The sequence below is a fragment of the Pseudomonas sp. MWU15-20650 genome (assembly GCF_023242475.1).
GTDB lineage: Bacteria > Pseudomonadota > Gammaproteobacteria > Pseudomonadales > Pseudomonadaceae > Aquipseudomonas.
The window spans coordinates 222,982-238,005 of sequence record NZ_JALJFG010000001.1 but is presented as its reverse complement, the minus strand read 5'-3'; the positions used below and the strand labels follow the sequence as shown (position 1 = coordinate 238,005).

The 15,024-nt window shown below is 60.6% G+C and carries 15 protein-coding genes; 9 read left to right on the top strand and 6 right to left on the bottom strand.

The window, feature by feature from the left end:
* Window positions 1-1,539, bottom strand: a complete 1,539-nt coding sequence (locus M5B43_RS01075; protein ID WP_248748405.1) for a PLP-dependent aminotransferase family protein — start codon at window positions 1,537-1,539, stop codon at window positions 1-3.
* Between the two features lie 87 nt (window positions 1,540-1,626).
* On the opposite strand from M5B43_RS01075, the gene M5B43_RS01070 reads away from it, so the two are divergent.
* From M5B43_RS01070 to M5B43_RS01060, 3 genes are read left to right on the top strand one after another with little or no spacing between them, the layout of a single operon-like run.
* Window positions 1,627-2,265: an FMN-binding negative transcriptional regulator gene (locus M5B43_RS01070; protein ID WP_248748404.1), complete on the top strand. Its 639-nt coding sequence runs from the start codon at window positions 1,627-1,629 to the stop codon at window positions 2,263-2,265.
* Window positions 2,262-2,708 carry a GNAT family N-acetyltransferase gene (locus M5B43_RS01065; RefSeq protein ID WP_248748403.1) on the top strand — a complete coding sequence of 149 codons (447 nt, stop codon included), beginning with the start codon at window positions 2,262-2,264 and terminating at the stop codon, window positions 2,706-2,708. Before M5B43_RS01070 ends, M5B43_RS01065 begins: the two co-directional genes overlap by 4 nt.
* A 10-nt stretch (window positions 2,709-2,718) precedes the next feature.
* The gene (locus M5B43_RS01060; RefSeq protein WP_248748402.1) at window positions 2,719-3,399 is read left to right on the top strand and encodes a GNAT family protein; all 681 of its coding nucleotides are present in this window, start codon (window positions 2,719-2,721) and stop codon (window positions 3,397-3,399) included.
* Between the two features lie 3 nt (window positions 3,400-3,402).
* Here the strand turns inward: M5B43_RS01060 and M5B43_RS01055 are convergent, their stop codons facing one another.
* Window positions 3,403-4,302 (bottom strand): homocysteine S-methyltransferase family protein, encoded by a 900-nt coding sequence (locus tag M5B43_RS01055; RefSeq protein ID WP_248748401.1) that lies wholly within the window; start codon window positions 4,300-4,302, stop codon window positions 3,403-3,405.
* Between the two features lie 112 nt (window positions 4,303-4,414).
* On the opposite strand from M5B43_RS01055, the gene M5B43_RS01050 reads away from it, so the two are divergent.
* The 5 genes from M5B43_RS01050 (at window position 4,415) to M5B43_RS01035 (ending at window position 9,118) form a co-directional block, all read left to right on the top strand.
* On the top strand, window positions 4,415-5,236 hold the full coding sequence (locus M5B43_RS01050; protein ID WP_248748400.1) for an ABC transporter substrate-binding protein: 822 nt from the start codon (window positions 4,415-4,417) through the stop codon (window positions 5,234-5,236).
* A complete protein-coding gene (locus M5B43_RS01045) occupies window positions 5,233-6,054 on the top strand; it encodes an amino acid ABC transporter permease (protein ID WP_248748399.1) in 822 nt (273 codons plus the stop codon). Before M5B43_RS01050 ends, M5B43_RS01045 begins: the two co-directional genes overlap by 4 nt.
* Window positions 6,038-6,169: a hypothetical protein gene (locus M5B43_RS27195; RefSeq protein ID WP_283099306.1), complete on the top strand. Its 132-nt coding sequence runs from the start codon at window positions 6,038-6,040 to the stop codon at window positions 6,167-6,169. The genes M5B43_RS01045 and M5B43_RS27195 overlap by 17 nt, the downstream gene beginning before the upstream one ends.
* A gap of 117 nt (window positions 6,170-6,286) precedes the next feature.
* Window positions 6,287-7,588 carry an autotransporter outer membrane beta-barrel domain-containing protein gene (locus tag M5B43_RS01040; protein ID WP_248748398.1) on the top strand — a complete coding sequence of 434 codons (1,302 nt, stop codon included), beginning with the start codon at window positions 6,287-6,289 and terminating at the stop codon, window positions 7,586-7,588.
* A 111-nt stretch (window positions 7,589-7,699) separates the two neighbouring features.
* Window positions 7,700-9,118 (top strand): hypothetical protein, encoded by a 1,419-nt coding sequence (locus M5B43_RS01035; RefSeq protein ID WP_248748397.1) that lies wholly within the window; start codon window positions 7,700-7,702, stop codon window positions 9,116-9,118.
* Between the two features lie 66 nt (window positions 9,119-9,184).
* Here M5B43_RS01035 and oadA read toward each other — a convergent pair whose 3' ends face one another.
* Together oadA and M5B43_RS01025 are read right to left on the bottom strand one after the other, a co-directional pair.
* Window positions 9,185-10,993, bottom strand: a complete 1,809-nt coding sequence (gene oadA / locus M5B43_RS01030) for a sodium-extruding oxaloacetate decarboxylase subunit alpha (RefSeq protein WP_248748396.1) — start codon at window positions 10,991-10,993, stop codon at window positions 9,185-9,187.
* Window positions 10,994-11,095: 102 nt separating this feature from the next.
* On the bottom strand, window positions 11,096-12,511 hold the full coding sequence (locus tag M5B43_RS01025) for an acetyl-CoA carboxylase biotin carboxylase subunit (protein WP_003195732.1): 1,416 nt from the start codon (window positions 12,509-12,511) through the stop codon (window positions 11,096-11,098).
* Window positions 12,512-12,706: 195 nt separating this feature from the next.
* Here M5B43_RS01025 and M5B43_RS01020 point away from each other — a divergent pair, with 195 nt between their 5' ends.
* Window positions 12,707-13,681, top strand: a complete 975-nt coding sequence (locus tag M5B43_RS01020; protein ID WP_071485276.1) for a LysR family transcriptional regulator — start codon at window positions 12,707-12,709, stop codon at window positions 13,679-13,681.
* Here M5B43_RS01020 and M5B43_RS01015 read toward each other — a convergent pair.
* Together M5B43_RS01015 and hexR are read right to left on the bottom strand one after the other, a co-directional pair.
* Window positions 13,611-13,808, bottom strand: a complete 198-nt coding sequence (locus M5B43_RS01015; protein WP_248748395.1) for a hypothetical protein — start codon at window positions 13,806-13,808, stop codon at window positions 13,611-13,613. The genes M5B43_RS01020 and M5B43_RS01015 overlap by 71 nt on opposite strands.
* Window positions 13,809-14,013: 205 nt before the next feature.
* Window positions 14,014-14,880, bottom strand: coding sequence for a transcriptional regulator HexR (hexR, locus tag M5B43_RS01010; protein WP_003177007.1), 867 nt, complete (start codon window positions 14,878-14,880; stop codon window positions 14,014-14,016).
* Window positions 14,881-15,024 lie beyond the last annotated feature (144 nt).

Below are 15,024 nucleotides of genomic sequence, written 5' to 3'. Positions count from 1 at the left end.
TTACGCCAGCCATGCCTGACGCAACCGCGCCAACGCCTGCGCGATGGCTGCCTCGGGCACGGCGGCAAACCCCATCACCAGGCCGGCACGTTGGTCAGGTGGTGGGCGGGTGCCAGCCAGCCAATAGCTACTCAAGCCGTTGATCTCGACGTTCACCCCATGGGCTTGAGCGAGCAGCTCCTGTTCACGGGCCTGGCTGTCCACCCGCACCGTCAGGTGCAGCCCAGCCGCAACGCTGGGCAACGCACCGACGCCCGGCAACCCATCGGGCCAACCGGCCAGCAAGGCATTGCGACGGCTCAAGGCAGCGCGACGCATCCGGCGAATATGACGTTGGAAATGCCCCGTCGCCATGAACTCAGCCATCACCGCCTGCGTGCTGACTTCGGAATGGCGCATGTCCACAGCGCGGCGCCGGGTGAAGGCTTGCACCAAACCCGGTGGCAATACCAAGTAGCCCAGGCGCAACGCCGGGAACGCGACCTTCCCGAAGGTGCCGACGTACAGCACGCGGCCACTGCGATCCAGCGCGGCCAACGGTGACAGCGGCGCGCCGCTGTAGCGGTACTCCCCGTCGTAATCGTCCTCCACGATCCAACCGCCCGAACGCTCGGCCCAGGCCAGTAATTCCAGGCGCCGGGCCAGGCTCATCACCACGCCCAACGGGTACTGATGGGAAGGCGTGACATAGGCCACGCGGCAGTCATCCAGCGCGTTGAGCACCTGGCAATCCATGCCCTCGCTGTCCACCGGCACGCCATGCAATCGCCCACCGGCCAGGGCGAACGCATGCCCGGCCGCACGGTAGCCGGGGTTTTCCACCGCCACGCCATCCCCAGGCTCCACCAGCAACTGTGCACAAAGGCTGATCGCCTGCTGCGCGCCGCTGGTGATCACAATTTGTTCAGCCGTGCATTGCATGCCGCGCGAGCTGCGCAGGTACGCGGCGATCAAACCGCGCAGGCGGCCGTCGCCTGCCGGGTCGCCGTAGCACAGCTGCTCCAGGTCTGGTTTGCGCCAGAACGCCCCATTCAGCTTGGCCCACACCTCAAACGGGAACAGGTCAAAGGCGGGTACACCCACGCGAAATGCCCGAGGAGGCCCTGAAGGCGGCTGAGGCAGGTAGTGATCTTTAACCCGCGCCACCCCCCTGCTGTGGATAACTTCATCATCCAAATCTTCGGGTAAATTCACCCATTTTGTGGATAAACCTGGGGATAAGCCTGTTGACAACCCTGTGGATACTTTTGTGGATAGTTTTTTTGGCATCGGCAACTGGGCGACATAGGTGCCATCACCCACCCGACTCTCGATAAACCCTTCCGCATACAGCTGATCGTAGGCGCGCACGACGCTGTTGCGGGAAATCGACAATGCCGCCGCCAGGTCTCGGGTAGCCGGCAAACGCGTACCGCTGCCCAACCGCCCATCCAGCACCCGCTGGCGCAGAGCCTCATAGAGTTGGCGTGTCAGGCCCTGGCGGCGGTCCAGCTCGATTCCGGCAGGGTTGAAGGACAACGGCGGCGAAACAGGCGGCATATTGGACCTATTAAAATAGCGCTAGATGGCTCTTACAACGAACCAATAGCCTGCCTAGGATGCAGGCATTCGCCAAGGAAAATTTCCATGTACACACCCCGCGCCTTTGCCCTCGATGACTTGCCCGAAATCCAGCAACTGATCCAGCACACCCGTCTGGCGCAGTTGGTAACCGTGGGTGAAAACGGCCTGCAAGCCAGCCACCTGCCACTACTGCTCAACCCCGATGAAGGTCCCAACGGCACACTGTACGGCCACTTGGCCAAGGCCAACCCGCAATGGCGCGAGCTGCAAAATGGCGGTGAAGCGCTGGTGATCTTCGCGGGTGCCGACGCCTATATCAGCCCGGCGTTTTACCCCGCCAAGGCCGAGCACGGCAAAGTGGTGCCTACCTGGAACTACATCGCCGTGCACGCCTACGGCAAGGCCCAGGTGTTCAGCGACGCCGAGCGCTTGCTCACGCTGGTCACCGCCCTCACCGACCGCCATGAAAGCGGGCGCGCCCAACCCTGGCGTGTCAGCGACGCACCGGCGGATTACATTGACGGCATGCTCAAGGCCATCGTCGGCTTCGCCCTGCCGGTCGAGCGCCTGGTGGGCAAACGCAAACTCAGCCAGAACCGCAGCGCCGCCGACATGGCCGGTGTGCGTGACGGCTTGGCCGCCAGTGCCGATGTACGCGACCAGACCCTCGCCCGCTTTATTCCCCAAGGAGTTTCAGAATGAGCCCGATCGATATTCGCCAGGTTACAGCGGCCGACCACGCGGCCTGGCTGCCGCTGTGGCAGGCCTATTTGGCGTTCTACAACACCGAACTGCCGGACGCCGTCAGCCAAAGCACCTGGCAACGCCTGATCGACGCCAACGAGCCGACCCATTCGGCCCTGGCCTGGCAGGACGGCAAGGCGGTAGGCATGGTCAACTTCATCTACCATCGCTCCAACTGGAGCATCGAAAACTCCTGCTACCTGCAGGACTTGTTGGTGGACCCGGCCCAACGCGGAACCGGCGTGGGCCGCAAGCTGATCGAGTTCGTCTACGCCACCGCCAAGGCCGATGGCTGCTGCAAGGTGCACTGGTTGACCCACGAGACCAACGCCACCGCGATCCAACTCTACGAACGCATCGCCGAACGCCCTGGTTTTATCCAATTTCGCAAAGGTCTTTAAGGAGCACAGCATGACTACCTCTCTCGCCGACTGGAAAGGCGTCCCGGCACCCACGGTCCAGCTGCTCGAAGGGCGCTTTATCCGCCTGGAAAAACTCGACCCGGCGCGCCATGGCGACGACTTGTTCAATGCCCTACAAGGCCCCGGCGCCGACCCCAAGCTGTGGGACTATCTGCCTTACGGCCCCTTTCCCGAGCGCGGCGCCTTCAATGCCTGGCTGAACAACCACGCCGCCCACAGCGATCCGTATTTTTTCAGCGTGATCGACCGCACGACCGGCCAGGTACAGGGCATCCTCAGCCTGATGTCGATCGTCCCGGACCACGGTCGCATCGAAATCGGCCACGTCACCTTCGGCGCACCGATGCAGCGCTCGCCCAAGAGCACCGAGGCGGTGTACCTGCTGGCCAAGCACGCCTTCGAGCAGGGCTACCGCCGCCTGGAATGGAAGTGCAACAACGCCAACGAACGCTCCAAGTACGCGGCCGAGCGGTTGGGCTTCAGCTTTGAAGGCGTGTTCCGCCAGCACACCGTGGTCAAGGGGAAGAACCGGGATACGGCGTGGTATTCGATCCTGGATTCGGAATGGCCAGCGATTGGGGCAAGTTTTGAGGCGTGGTTGTCGGAGGGCAATCAGGCCGGCTCTGGGCAGTTGAAGAGCCTGGCGGAGTGCCGCCACCAGGCGCTTTAAGCGTTAGCCCAACTTCTGGGCCAACACAGCAATGTGTTCCGGCCCGATCCCACAGCACCCCCCCAGATGGCTGGCACCCCGGGCCTGCCAGTCGGCGGCCCATTTCAAGTAGCCGGGTGGGTCGAGATCGTCGCGCAACGGATCGAGGCCATCGTTGGCGGTGGCTTCCTCAGGTTGCGGCGGGAAAGCATTGGCGTAGGCACCCATGTGAATCGTCACCCCCAGACGCTCGAAGGTCTGGCGCGCCGCATCAATCGCCGCGCCAATCACCTCTGGCTGGCTGCAGTTGAACAGCAGTACCTCCACGCCCAACAGCGCCGCCGCTTGCGCTGCGTCTGCCACAGGCTCACCGGAGCGCAAGCGTGGCACCTCGTCGAGGTCCTCATCCTTCAAGGTAAACGACAGCCAGAACGGTTTGCCATCCTTCGGCAAGCCGGCATGAATAGCCTGCGCCTCGATGATCGAACTCTGGGTTTCCGCCAGCCACAGATCAACATGGGGCGCCAAGCCTTGCACCAGTGGCGTCAGCAGTTCAGTCGCCCGGCCGGCATCAAACAAGTCAGGCCGATAAGAACCAAACAGCGGCGGCAATGAACCCGCCACGCGTACCGCTCTACCCGACGCCTGCACCGCGCGCCGCGCCAATTCACCGGCCAACGCCGCCAGCGCCTGGCCCTCGGCGGCGAACCGCGCTTCACCAATATGAAACGGTACAACGGCGTAGCTGTTGGTGGTGATGACGTTCGCGCCGCTCTGGATATAAGCCGTGTGCACTGCCTCAACCGCCTGCGGCGCTTCGCTCAACGCTAATGCCGACCACTCCGGCTGCCGAAACGGCGCGCCTCGCCGCTGCAGTTCACGGCCCATACCACCATCGAGAATTACTCTGTTTGCTGCGTCCATATGCTTTTTTCTCATATGCTTATGAAAATAACTCACTAGAAGATCGTTGTTTATAACTATTTAATGCGTACCGTCTGGTTAATAACAACTCTTTTTTATTCAGGTATCGATTGTGAAACTTAAACCGCTGTGGGCCTTGGGCCTGACGATTCTGGCTGCCTCCACACAAGCCTTCGGCGGTGCAACCCTGGATCGAGTTGAGCAAAAGAAAGAATTGGTGGGGGTGCTGATGGAGAGCTACCCACCCTTTTCGTTCCTCAACGAGCAGAACCAGCTGGACGGTTTCGACGTCGATGTGGCCAAGGCCGTGGCGCAGAAGTTAGGTGTGAAACTGCGCCTGGAAACGCCGTCCTGGGACGTCATTGCCGCCGGCCGCTGGAGCGGGCGCTACGATATTTGCATCTGCTCTATGACCCCGAGCAAGGCTCGCGCCGAGGTATTCGACTTCCCCGTGGAGTACTACGCCTCGCCTGCGGTCATCGTGGTCAATGCCAAGGATGACCGTATCCACAGCGCCAAAGACCTGAGCGGCAAAAAAGTCGGACTCACCAGCGCTTCCAGCTACGAAAGCTACCTGAACAAAAACCTGGTGATCGAAGGCGCCGAGGATAAGCAACTGCAGTACCCATTCGAGGATGTACAAGTCGCCCCGTACGACACCGATAACGTCGCCTTCCAAGACCTGGGCCTGGGTGTCGGTGTGCGCCTGGACGCGATCCTGACCAACCTGGTCACCGCACAACCGCGCCTGAACCAAGACAAGCGCTTCAAGCTTGCCGGCGAACCGCTGTACGCCGAACCGAACGCGGTAGCCATAGAAAAAGGCGATCCGCAGTGGGACGCCAAGGTGCGTGAAGTCTTTACCCAGCTGAAACAGGACGGCACCTTGAGCACGTTGTCGCAAAAATGGATCGGTGCCGACATCAGCCAATGACTGCATTCCCTTCTCCGCCCGTACGCCCGTCGCCACTAAAGCGTGTCTTCGGCTTCCGCACGCGCTTATATCTGACCTGGGCCGCGCTGTTTTGCCTGTTCGCCAGCTTCTTCCTGAGCTTTGACCTGAAGTTTTCGATCATCCTCGACAAGCTGCCTAACTTGGTCGGCGTGCACCTGGCGCCCGGCGGGTTTCTGCAAGGCGCAGCGCTGACTGTGTTTTTGTGCCTGTGCTCGATCGTGGCGTCATCGGTGCTGGGCTTCATCACTGCGCTGGGGCGCTTGTCGAAAAGCGCGCTGGCCTTTGGTATCGCGAGTTTTTACGCCTCGTTCTTTCGTGGCACGCCGCTGTTGATCCAGATCCTCTTGATCTATCTGGGGTTGCCGCAATTGGGCTTGGTACCAGGCGCCATCGCCGCCGGGATCATTGCGTTGTCACTGAACTACGGCGCCTACCTGAGCGAGATTTTCCGCGCCGGCATCCTCGGCGTGCCGCATGGTCAGCGAGAAGCAGCCTTGGCGCTGGGTATGCGCGACAGTGCAATCTTCTGGCACGTCACCCTGCCCCAGGCCATGCGGACCATCATCCCGCCCGCCACCAACCAGTTCATCTCGATGCTCAAGGACTCGTCGCTGATCTCGGTAATGGGTGTGTGGGAGGTGATGTTCCTGGCGCAATCCTATGGGCGCTCAAGTTATCGCTACATCGAGATGCTCAGCACGGCAGCGATCATTTACTGGGTGATGTCCCTTGCACTGGAACTGATCCAAGCGCGGATGGAGCGTTATTACGGCAAGGGGTATGTGCGACGGGGGTGAGATCGATGGCGAGCATGGCAGCAACGGTTTGACCGACCGCCCCAAAGGCGACTATGACGCCAACAGCCAGCAAGCCTTCGCGGAACTGGGCTACGCCTTGGGCAGTGGCAGATGAGTTTTTAATCGCGCCGTACTAGAGATAACTCCCGCAAACCAGGGGTCGATAGCCTGACAGTTATCGCCCCGCCACCTCGCTACATTCCCGGCCTCATTCATCAGAGGTTGGGAATTCATGCCATTGACCCCCCAAAGAATCGCACTGGCCATCAGCCTTGCGGTTGCCGCCAGCTTTCAACCTGCGCAAGCGCGAGGCGATATCGAATACAGTCCCTATTGGCATCACCCCTACGACGCGGCAGACGCGGCATGGACGTTTTTATCCGAGTTTGATGAGCCCCCCATACCACCTCCCTTCGACGGTTTCCTCACCCAGCACGCCACCTCGCACAACGGCCTACAGGTCGCCAAGGTCCTGGAGCCCGCACTGATTCAACTCGTGGCGTCCGGCGAAATGGACTCGGAGGAGATCAAGGACGTGCAAAGAACACTCGATGAGCTTGGCAAACAGCCCGGAGGAATCGGCGCAGCCCTTGAACAATTGGCGGGTAGTCAACATGCCAACCTCGCCGCCGCTACCCAAAACACCACGCAGCACCTCAGCGGCCAATTGCTCTCGACCTTGCGCACGCTGCCCGCTGACGACGACGGCCACTTCTGGGTGCAGGGCCTGGACAATGACGGCCGTCTCGATAAACAAGGCGGCAGCGCCGGCCTGAAACACGGTACCCAAGGTCTGTTGTTGGGCGCCGATTGGGCGTTGGACCACGCTTGGCGGGTCGGGGTCATGGGCGCAAAAACCTCCAGTCGCTTCAATGCCCAACGCTTTGGCGCCGAGCTGGACAGCTGGCACCTGGGGGGCTACGCCGTGCGCCAGGACGGCCCTTTGGCCCTGCGTCTCGGAGCGATCTACAGCAGCCATGCCGGACAGACAAAGCGCAGCATCGACATACTGAATTACAAAGAGGCCCTCAAGGGCAGTTACAACGCCAACAGCCAAACCCTGTTCTCCGAGCTGGGCTACCAACTGGGCAGCGCCGATTTCAGCGTTGAGCCCTTCATCGGCCTCGGCTACCAGCGCTATCAGCGCGACCGCTTCAATGAAACTGGCGGCCTGACCGCACTGAGCGTCGGCCCACAGACCCAGCAAAACCTGAACAGCACGCTCGGCCTACGCCTGAGCACGGTGTACCAGTTCGACAACCAAATAAGCCTGACGCCCCACCTGAGCGCAGGTTGGAAACACCTCTACGGCGACGTCGATAGCCAGGTTCGTCAGTCCTCTCGGTATGCGCCAGGGCGTATCAATGACTTCACCATCGACGGCACTGCGCTGGACCGCAACAACGTCACCGTGCAGGCCGGGCTCGACCTGGCACTGTGGAAACAACACAGCGTGGGCCTCACCTACACGCGCGAATCAGGCAGCCAAAGCAACAGCCAAGGGTTGATGGCACAGTGGCAAACACGCTTTTAACCGCTATCAATTGAAGAATTGCCCGTCAAATGGCTAACGCCAAGCCTGACATTCAGCGGTGTCCTCTCCTCGCTACATTCCGGCCTCCCATTCCCGAGAGGCCGGAATATCATGTTGCTCGCATCCACTGCTCCTATTGCCTTTGCGCTGCCGTCTCCAAGCGTTCCCTGCCCCAGATTTTCCACGCCTGCCCCGCCTCTGCATGTTGAAGCCGGTAACGCGATTGAAATCACCACAGGCGGCCTATTCAGAAACTGCGGGGTTGTATCCACGGGCCCTTCGAGACGGTTCAAGGAGTCCTACAACGGCATCAACCTGAACAACGCAGGCGGTACGGTCGTCAACCTGGGCCGGGTGGAAGGCGGCAGCAACGGCATAAAAGCCACAGAGGACGTGACATTGCTCAACACAGGCGGGCTGACCGGCCATAAGGGCGCCGGCTTGAAGTCCAAGGGCGACGCAGTGGTCATCAACCACGGCATCATCACTGGCGCGGACGCCCAGCGCCCCGAACAGAATGATGGCGATGGGGACGGCCTGGATATCGACAAGCTCGCCCGGGTTCACAACTACGGCGTCATTCAGGGTACGGGGGCCAACGGTAAGGACAAGAGCGGCGCTGCCAACACCAGCGAAGGTATCGCCATGGGCGGCGGTGAGGTCTACAACTATGCACGCGGGGTCATCCGTGGCGCCCACCATGGGGTGCTGGTAGACAATGGTGACGTGGGGCCTGCCCATGGGGAGACGCTGTTGATCAATGAGGGGCGGATCTTCGGTCGCAATGGCTATGGTGTAAAACTGATCGGCGACTTCAACGACACGATCCTCAACAACGGCTTGATCAGCGGCACCAATGGTATCGCCTTGGACATGGGCGGTGGCGATGATGTCCTGACAGTCCGCAATGGCGCGCACTTCAAAGGCAAAGTGGACGGTGGCAGTGGTACCAACCACGTGATCCTGGACGATACCAGGGGCGGCACCTTCAACGGCGCCAGCCGCATACAGCACCTACAGGTCAGCGCCGGCAGCTGGACCCTCACCGGCGCGGTGGACGCCAACGAACAAGGCAAGGTCCATAGCGGTGCAACACTGATCAACCAGAACGCCATCGGCGGCTCTATCGCGGTTGAACAGGGGGCCACCTACAGCGGCGGTACGGTGGCCAATCTCGACGTTGCCGGTACGCTACTGCTGGACCCAGGCACGCAATCCAAAACCCGGATCAAGCACGACCTGCAGATGGAAAAAGGCTCGACCCTGGCATTCAAAATCGGGGCGGGTGAAACCCATAGCACGTTGAAAGTCGGCAACTGTGCCAACCTCGCCGGCGCCACGCTGAATATCCAGGTCGAGCACGAAAGCGACGCACTGCTCACGCGCCAGTTGCGAGTCGTCGATGCCCACCCCATCACAGGCAAATTCGCCGGGATCACCAGCAACCTCAAGACCCTGACCCCGACGCTGATCTACACACCGACTGGCGCCTTTATCAGCTTCAAACGCAAAGCCGCTGCTACCGCCTGAATTTCAGGCAAAAAAAGGGGGGCACCTGCCCCCCCGAGGATTAAACGTTAGTTTCGAAGGCGGCTATCAGCCTTCGATCTCAATCAGGATTTCGCCAGGGTTGACCCGGTCGCCCTTGGCCACGTGAACGGCGGTTACCTTGCCGGCAATGGCTGCCTGCACTTCGGTTTCCATCTTCATGGCTTCGGTAATCAGTACCGCCTGGCCGGCCTTGACCACATCGCCTTCCTTGACCAGCACGTCGACGATATTGCCCGGCATCGCCGTGCTGACATGGCCCGGTGCGGTGGCGTGCTTGCGCTTACTGCCGCCACTGCTGACAAACTCGTTGAGCGGTTCGAACACCACTTCTTCCGGCATGCCATCAATGGACAGGTAGAAGTGGCGCTTGCCTTCGGCCTTCACGCCCACCCCCGTGATATCGACGCGGTAGCTTTCACCGTGTACGTCGATGACGAACTCGGTCGGTACACCTTCACCACCGGCACGGGCCACGCCACCGGCTTCTGGGATCGGCAACAGCGCTTCCGGGGTCAGGGTGCCGGCGTCGCGCTCTTCAAGGAACTTGCGCCCAATGTCCGGGAACATGGCGTAGGTCAGCACGTCTTCTTCAGACTTGGCCAACGCACCGATTTCGCCGCGCAGCTTGGTCATTTCCGGCTTCAACAGATCGGCTGGACGAACGTCGATCACCTCTTCACTGCCGATGGCCTGGCGCCGCAGTTTCTCATTCACCGTGCCCGGTGCCTTGCCGTAGCCGCCTTGCAGGTACAGCTTCACTTCGTTGGTGATGGTCTTGTAGCGCTCGCCGGCCAGCACGTTGAAGAACGCCTGGGTGCCGACGATCTGCGAGGTCGGCGTGACCAGCGGCGGGAAACCGAGGTCTTCACGCACCCGCGGGATTTCGGCCAGCACTTCGCCCATGCGGTTGAGGGCGCCCTGCTCTTTCAACTGGTTGGCCAGGTTGGAAATCATCCCGCCCGGTACCTGGTTGACTTGCACACGGGTGTCCACCGCCGTGAATTCGCTTTCGAACTGGTGGTACTTCTTGCGCACGGCGTAGAAGTACAGGCCGATTTCCTGCAGCAGCTCCAGGTCCAGGCCGGTGTCGAACTCGCTGCCTTTAAGGGCCGCGACCATTGATTCGGTGCCCGGGTGGCTGGTGCCCCAGGCGAAGCTGGAGATGGCGGTGTCGATGTGATCGGCACCGTTTTCGATGGCCTTGAGTTGGCACATCGCGGCCAGGCCAGCGGTGTCGTGGGAGTGGATGAACACCGGCAGGCTCTGCTCGGCTTTGAGCGCCTTGACCAGTTCGCCAGTGGCGTAAGGCGTCAGCAAGCCTGCCATGTCCTTGATCGCCACCGAGTCGCAACCCATGGATTCCATTTGCTTGGCCTGGGCCACAAATGCGTCGATGGTGTGCACCGGGCTGGTGGTGTAGGCGATGGTGCCCTGGGCATGTTTGCCGGCGGCCTTGACCGCCTCAATGGCTACGCGCAGGTTACGTACATCGTTCATGGCGTCGAAGATACGGAACACGTCGATGCCATTCACGGCGGCCTTGGCGACGAAGGCTTTGACCACGTCGTCGCTGTAGTGGCGGTAGCCCAACAGGTTCTGTCCACGCAGCAGCATTTGCAGGCGGGTGTTAGGCAACGCTGCGCGCAGTTTGCGCAGGCGCTCCCACGGGTCTTCTTTCAGAAAGCGTACGCAGGCGTCGAAGGTCGCGCCGCCCCAGACTTCCAGGGACCAGTAGCCGACTTTGTCGAGCTTGTCGCAGATCGGCAGCATGTCGTCGGTACGCATGCGTGTCGCCAGCAGCGATTGGTGGGCGTCGCGCAGGATAGTGTCGGTTACGAAGATCTTCTTAGTCATATTCGGGACTCCTCATAGCTGCGAGCTTCAAGCTACAAGCCGCAAGAAAAAGCCAATCTGCCTTTACTTGCAGCTTGCCGCTTACAACTTGCCGCTGTTTATTCATAAACCCGCGTGGGCGGCGATGGCGGCGGCGATGGCCAGGGCCAGCTCTTCGGGTTTGCGCTTGATCGAATAGTTGGTCAGCTCTGGGTGGCTTTCCACGAAACTGGTGTTGAACTGACCGCTGCGGAATTCCGGGTTGCGCAGGATTTCCTGGTAGTAGGCGGCGGTGGTCTTCACGCCTTGCAGGCGCATGTCGTCCAGGGCGCGCAGGCCGCGGTCCATGGCTTCTTCCCAGGTCAACGCCCACACCACCAGTTTCAGGCACATGGAGTCGTAGAACGGCGGGATGGTGTAGCCGGTGTAGATCGCCGTGTCGGTGCGCACGCCGGGGCCGCCAGGGGCGTAGTAACGGGTGATCTTGCCGAAGCTTGGGAGGAAGTTGTTCTTCGGGTCTTCGGCGTTGATGCGGAACTGCAACGCGAAGCCACGGTGCTGGATGTCTTCCTGCTTCACCGACAGCGGCAGGCCCGACGCAATGCGGATCTGCTCACGCACGATGTCGATCCCGGTGATTTCTTCGGTGATGGTGTGTTCCACCTGCACCCGGGTGTTCATCTCCATGAAGTACACCTCGCCCTCGGCGAGCAGGAACTCCACAGTACCGGCGTTCTCATAGCCCACGGCCTTGGCTGCACGTACCGACAGGTCGCCGATATAGGCGCGCTGTTCAGGGGTCAGCTGGGGGCTTGGGGCGATTTCGATGAGTTTCTGGTTACGACGCTGGATCGAGCAATCACGCTCGAACAAATGCACCACGTTACCGAAGCTGTCACCAAGGATCTGCGCCTCGATGTGCTTGGGATTGACGATGCATTTTTCCAGGAACACTTCCGCCGAGCCGAACGCCTTGGTGGCTTCGGAGATAACACGAGGGAAGGCTTGTTCAAGTTCTTCGCGGCTGTTGCAACGACGGATACCACGCCCACCCCCACCGGAAGTGGCCTTGAGCATCACCGGGTAACCAATGCGGTCGCCTTCGGTGAGGGCTTCATGGATGTCGGCGACGTTGCCTTCAGTACCGGGCGTGACCGGCACACCGGCCTTGATCATGCTGCGGCGCGCTTCGGTCTTGTCACCCATGCGGCGGATCACTTCGGCCGACGGGCCAATGAACTTGATCCCGCGTTCGGCGCAGATGTCCGCCAATTCGGCATTTTCCGATAGAAAACCATAGCCGGGATGCAACGCATCACAACCGGTTTCCACCGCCAGGTTCACCAGCTTGCGCGGGTTGAGGTAGCCGGCCAGGGGCTCGGCACCAATGCTGTGGGCTTCGTCGGCACGCTTGACGTGCAACGCATGGCGGTCGGCGTCGGAGTAGACCGCGACCGAGCGAATGCCCATCTCGGCGCAGGCACGCACGATTCGTACGGCAATTTCACCACGGTTGGCGATCAGGATCTTTTTTATCACTTGGAAATTCCCTTGAGCCGATTGCTGCGTTCTTCGACCTGCTGGAGCGGGGTCGGCGCGTGACCAAATGTTTCATGACAGTCGCGAGACACACACTATGCGCACCGAAGGATTAACAAAAATCAATAATTATTGGGTTGTGTATAAGTAAAGACTTATAGTTGGCGCATCGGCCTGGGCGGGAGATTTAAAATAATGCGTAAGTCATTGATGCGTATGACATTACGTCAATTGCAGATTTTCAATGAAGTCTGCGATTTGCGTTCCTACAGCCGCGCTGCCGAGGAAATGTCACTCACGCAACCGGCCGTTAGCCTACAAATTCGCCAGCTGGAGGAACTGATCGGCCAGCCGCTGTTCGATTATGTCGGCAAAAAGCTCTATATGACCGAGGCCGCCGAAGCCCTGCAGCGGGCCAGCCGGGACATTTTCGGGCGCCTGGAAAACCTCGATATGCAGCTGTCGGACATGCAGGGCTCATTGCAAGGCCAGTTGAAACTGGCAGTGGAGTCCAGCGCCAAGTACTTTGTGCCGCACCTGTTTGCCGCCTTCAAGCGCCAGCACCCGGAGGTGCAACTGCACCTGACGGTGGTCAACCGCGCCCAAGTGATTCGCCGGCTTTCGGATAACCGCGACGACCTGGTGATCATGTCCATGGTGCCTCAGGACATGGGCCTGGAATTCCTGCCGTTTCTCAATAACCCGATCGTCGCCGTGGCGCCGCTCGACCACCCCTTGAGCCTGCAAGGACCACTGCGCTTGCAAGACCTCGAACCCTACACGCTGCTGCTGCGCGAGCCGGGTTCCGGCACACGGCTGGCCTGCGAGGAATACTTCAAGGAGAAACGCGTGCACTTCACCCAGACGGTGGAAGTGGCCTCGGCCGAGGCACAGCGCGAGTGTGTGAGCGCAGGGTTGGGCGTGGCCTTGTTGACACGCCACGCGGTCAACCTGGAGCTGGCCACCGGCGGGCTCAAGGAGCTGCCGGTGGAGGAACTGCCGCTGTACCGCAGTTGGTGCCTGGTGCAAGCCAAGGCCAAGCGCCTGTCACCGGTGGCCCATGCGTTCCTGGGCTTTATCCGCAGCGAACGGGTGCAGATCAGCGCGTTGGCTGAGCGTTTCGCTGGGCAGCCACGGGTGCCTGCCAGTGGAGTTCCGGGTAGTCACTGATGCTCTGGAGCAACAGGCGCTCTTCACAACGGTCTTCGATTGCACGACGGAACGCCATGCGGCGCTGGTCTTCCTGCTGACGACGGGTCTTGACGGTGCTGTTGCTGTCTTCGTAGTGCCGGGTCATTTGGAGTCTCCCAATGCGAGTACGGGGAGTACAGGGTGGGCGCGGGGGATGACGCGGCGATGACAGCCTGATGAAGATTTTGGATAGGTTTTGAGAATCTAATGTGGGAGGGGCGATGGCAATGTGTCAGCCCCTAAATACGTTGACTGCCCCGCCGCTCTCGGGAGCAGCCCCCTCCCACATTTTGACCGAGTATGCCCCTAGGTCAGTCGTCGAGGGCTTTGACCGACTTGGGCGAGAGACGCAGGCTGCGCAAGCTGCGCTTCACGCTCTTGAGGTGGTTGACCAGGCTCGGACCACGGGCCATGGCCACGCCCATCGCCAGCACGTCGATCACCACAAGGTGAGCGATGCGCGAGGTCAACGGCGTATAGATTTCGGTGTCTTCATGCACGTCGATCGCCAGGTTCACCGTAGACAGCTCCGCCAACGGCGTCTGACTCGGGCACAGGGTGATCAGCGAAGCGCCGCTTTCACGCACCAGGTTGGCGGTGATCAGCAGGTCTTTGGAGCGACCCGACTGGGAAATACAGATGGCCACGTCGGTCGGCTTCAAGGTGACGGCCGACATGGCCTGCATGTGCGGGTCGCTATAGGCCGCCGCGGTGAGCAGCAGGCGAAAGAATTTGTGCTGGGCATCTGCCGCCACCGCGCCGGACGCACCGAAGCCGTAGAACTCGACGCGCTGGGCCTGGGACATGGCGGTCACGGCCTTTTGCAACTCCACCGGGTCAAGTTTCTCGCGCACTTCCATGAGGGTGTGCAGGGTGGTGTCGAAAATTTTCAGGCTGTAGTCGGCGACGGAGTCGTCTTCATGGATGGCAAATTGACCGAAGCTCGCACCGGCGGCCAGGCTTTGTGCCAGCTTGAGTTTCAAGTCCTGAAACCCGGAGCAACCGATGGCGCGGCAAAAGCGCACGATGGTCGGCTCACTGATGCCCACGCTGTGGGCCAGGTCAGCCATGGAACTGTGCATCACGGCCGCAGGGTCAAGCAGCACATGATCGGCAACCTTGAGTTCCGATTTGCGTAACAGGTGGCGCGACTGGGCGATATGTTGCAACAGGTTCAAAGGGCAGGACTCTTGTTATTGGCAGGCGCCAGGGATGTAGCAAGCTTGTAGTTATACTACAAGAATTGTCGTTTTGCCCGTTCGATGCATCACTAAATCGCCCTGCTCCCCTCTGATTCTAAGGGCACAGGCTTTGTAGCCACG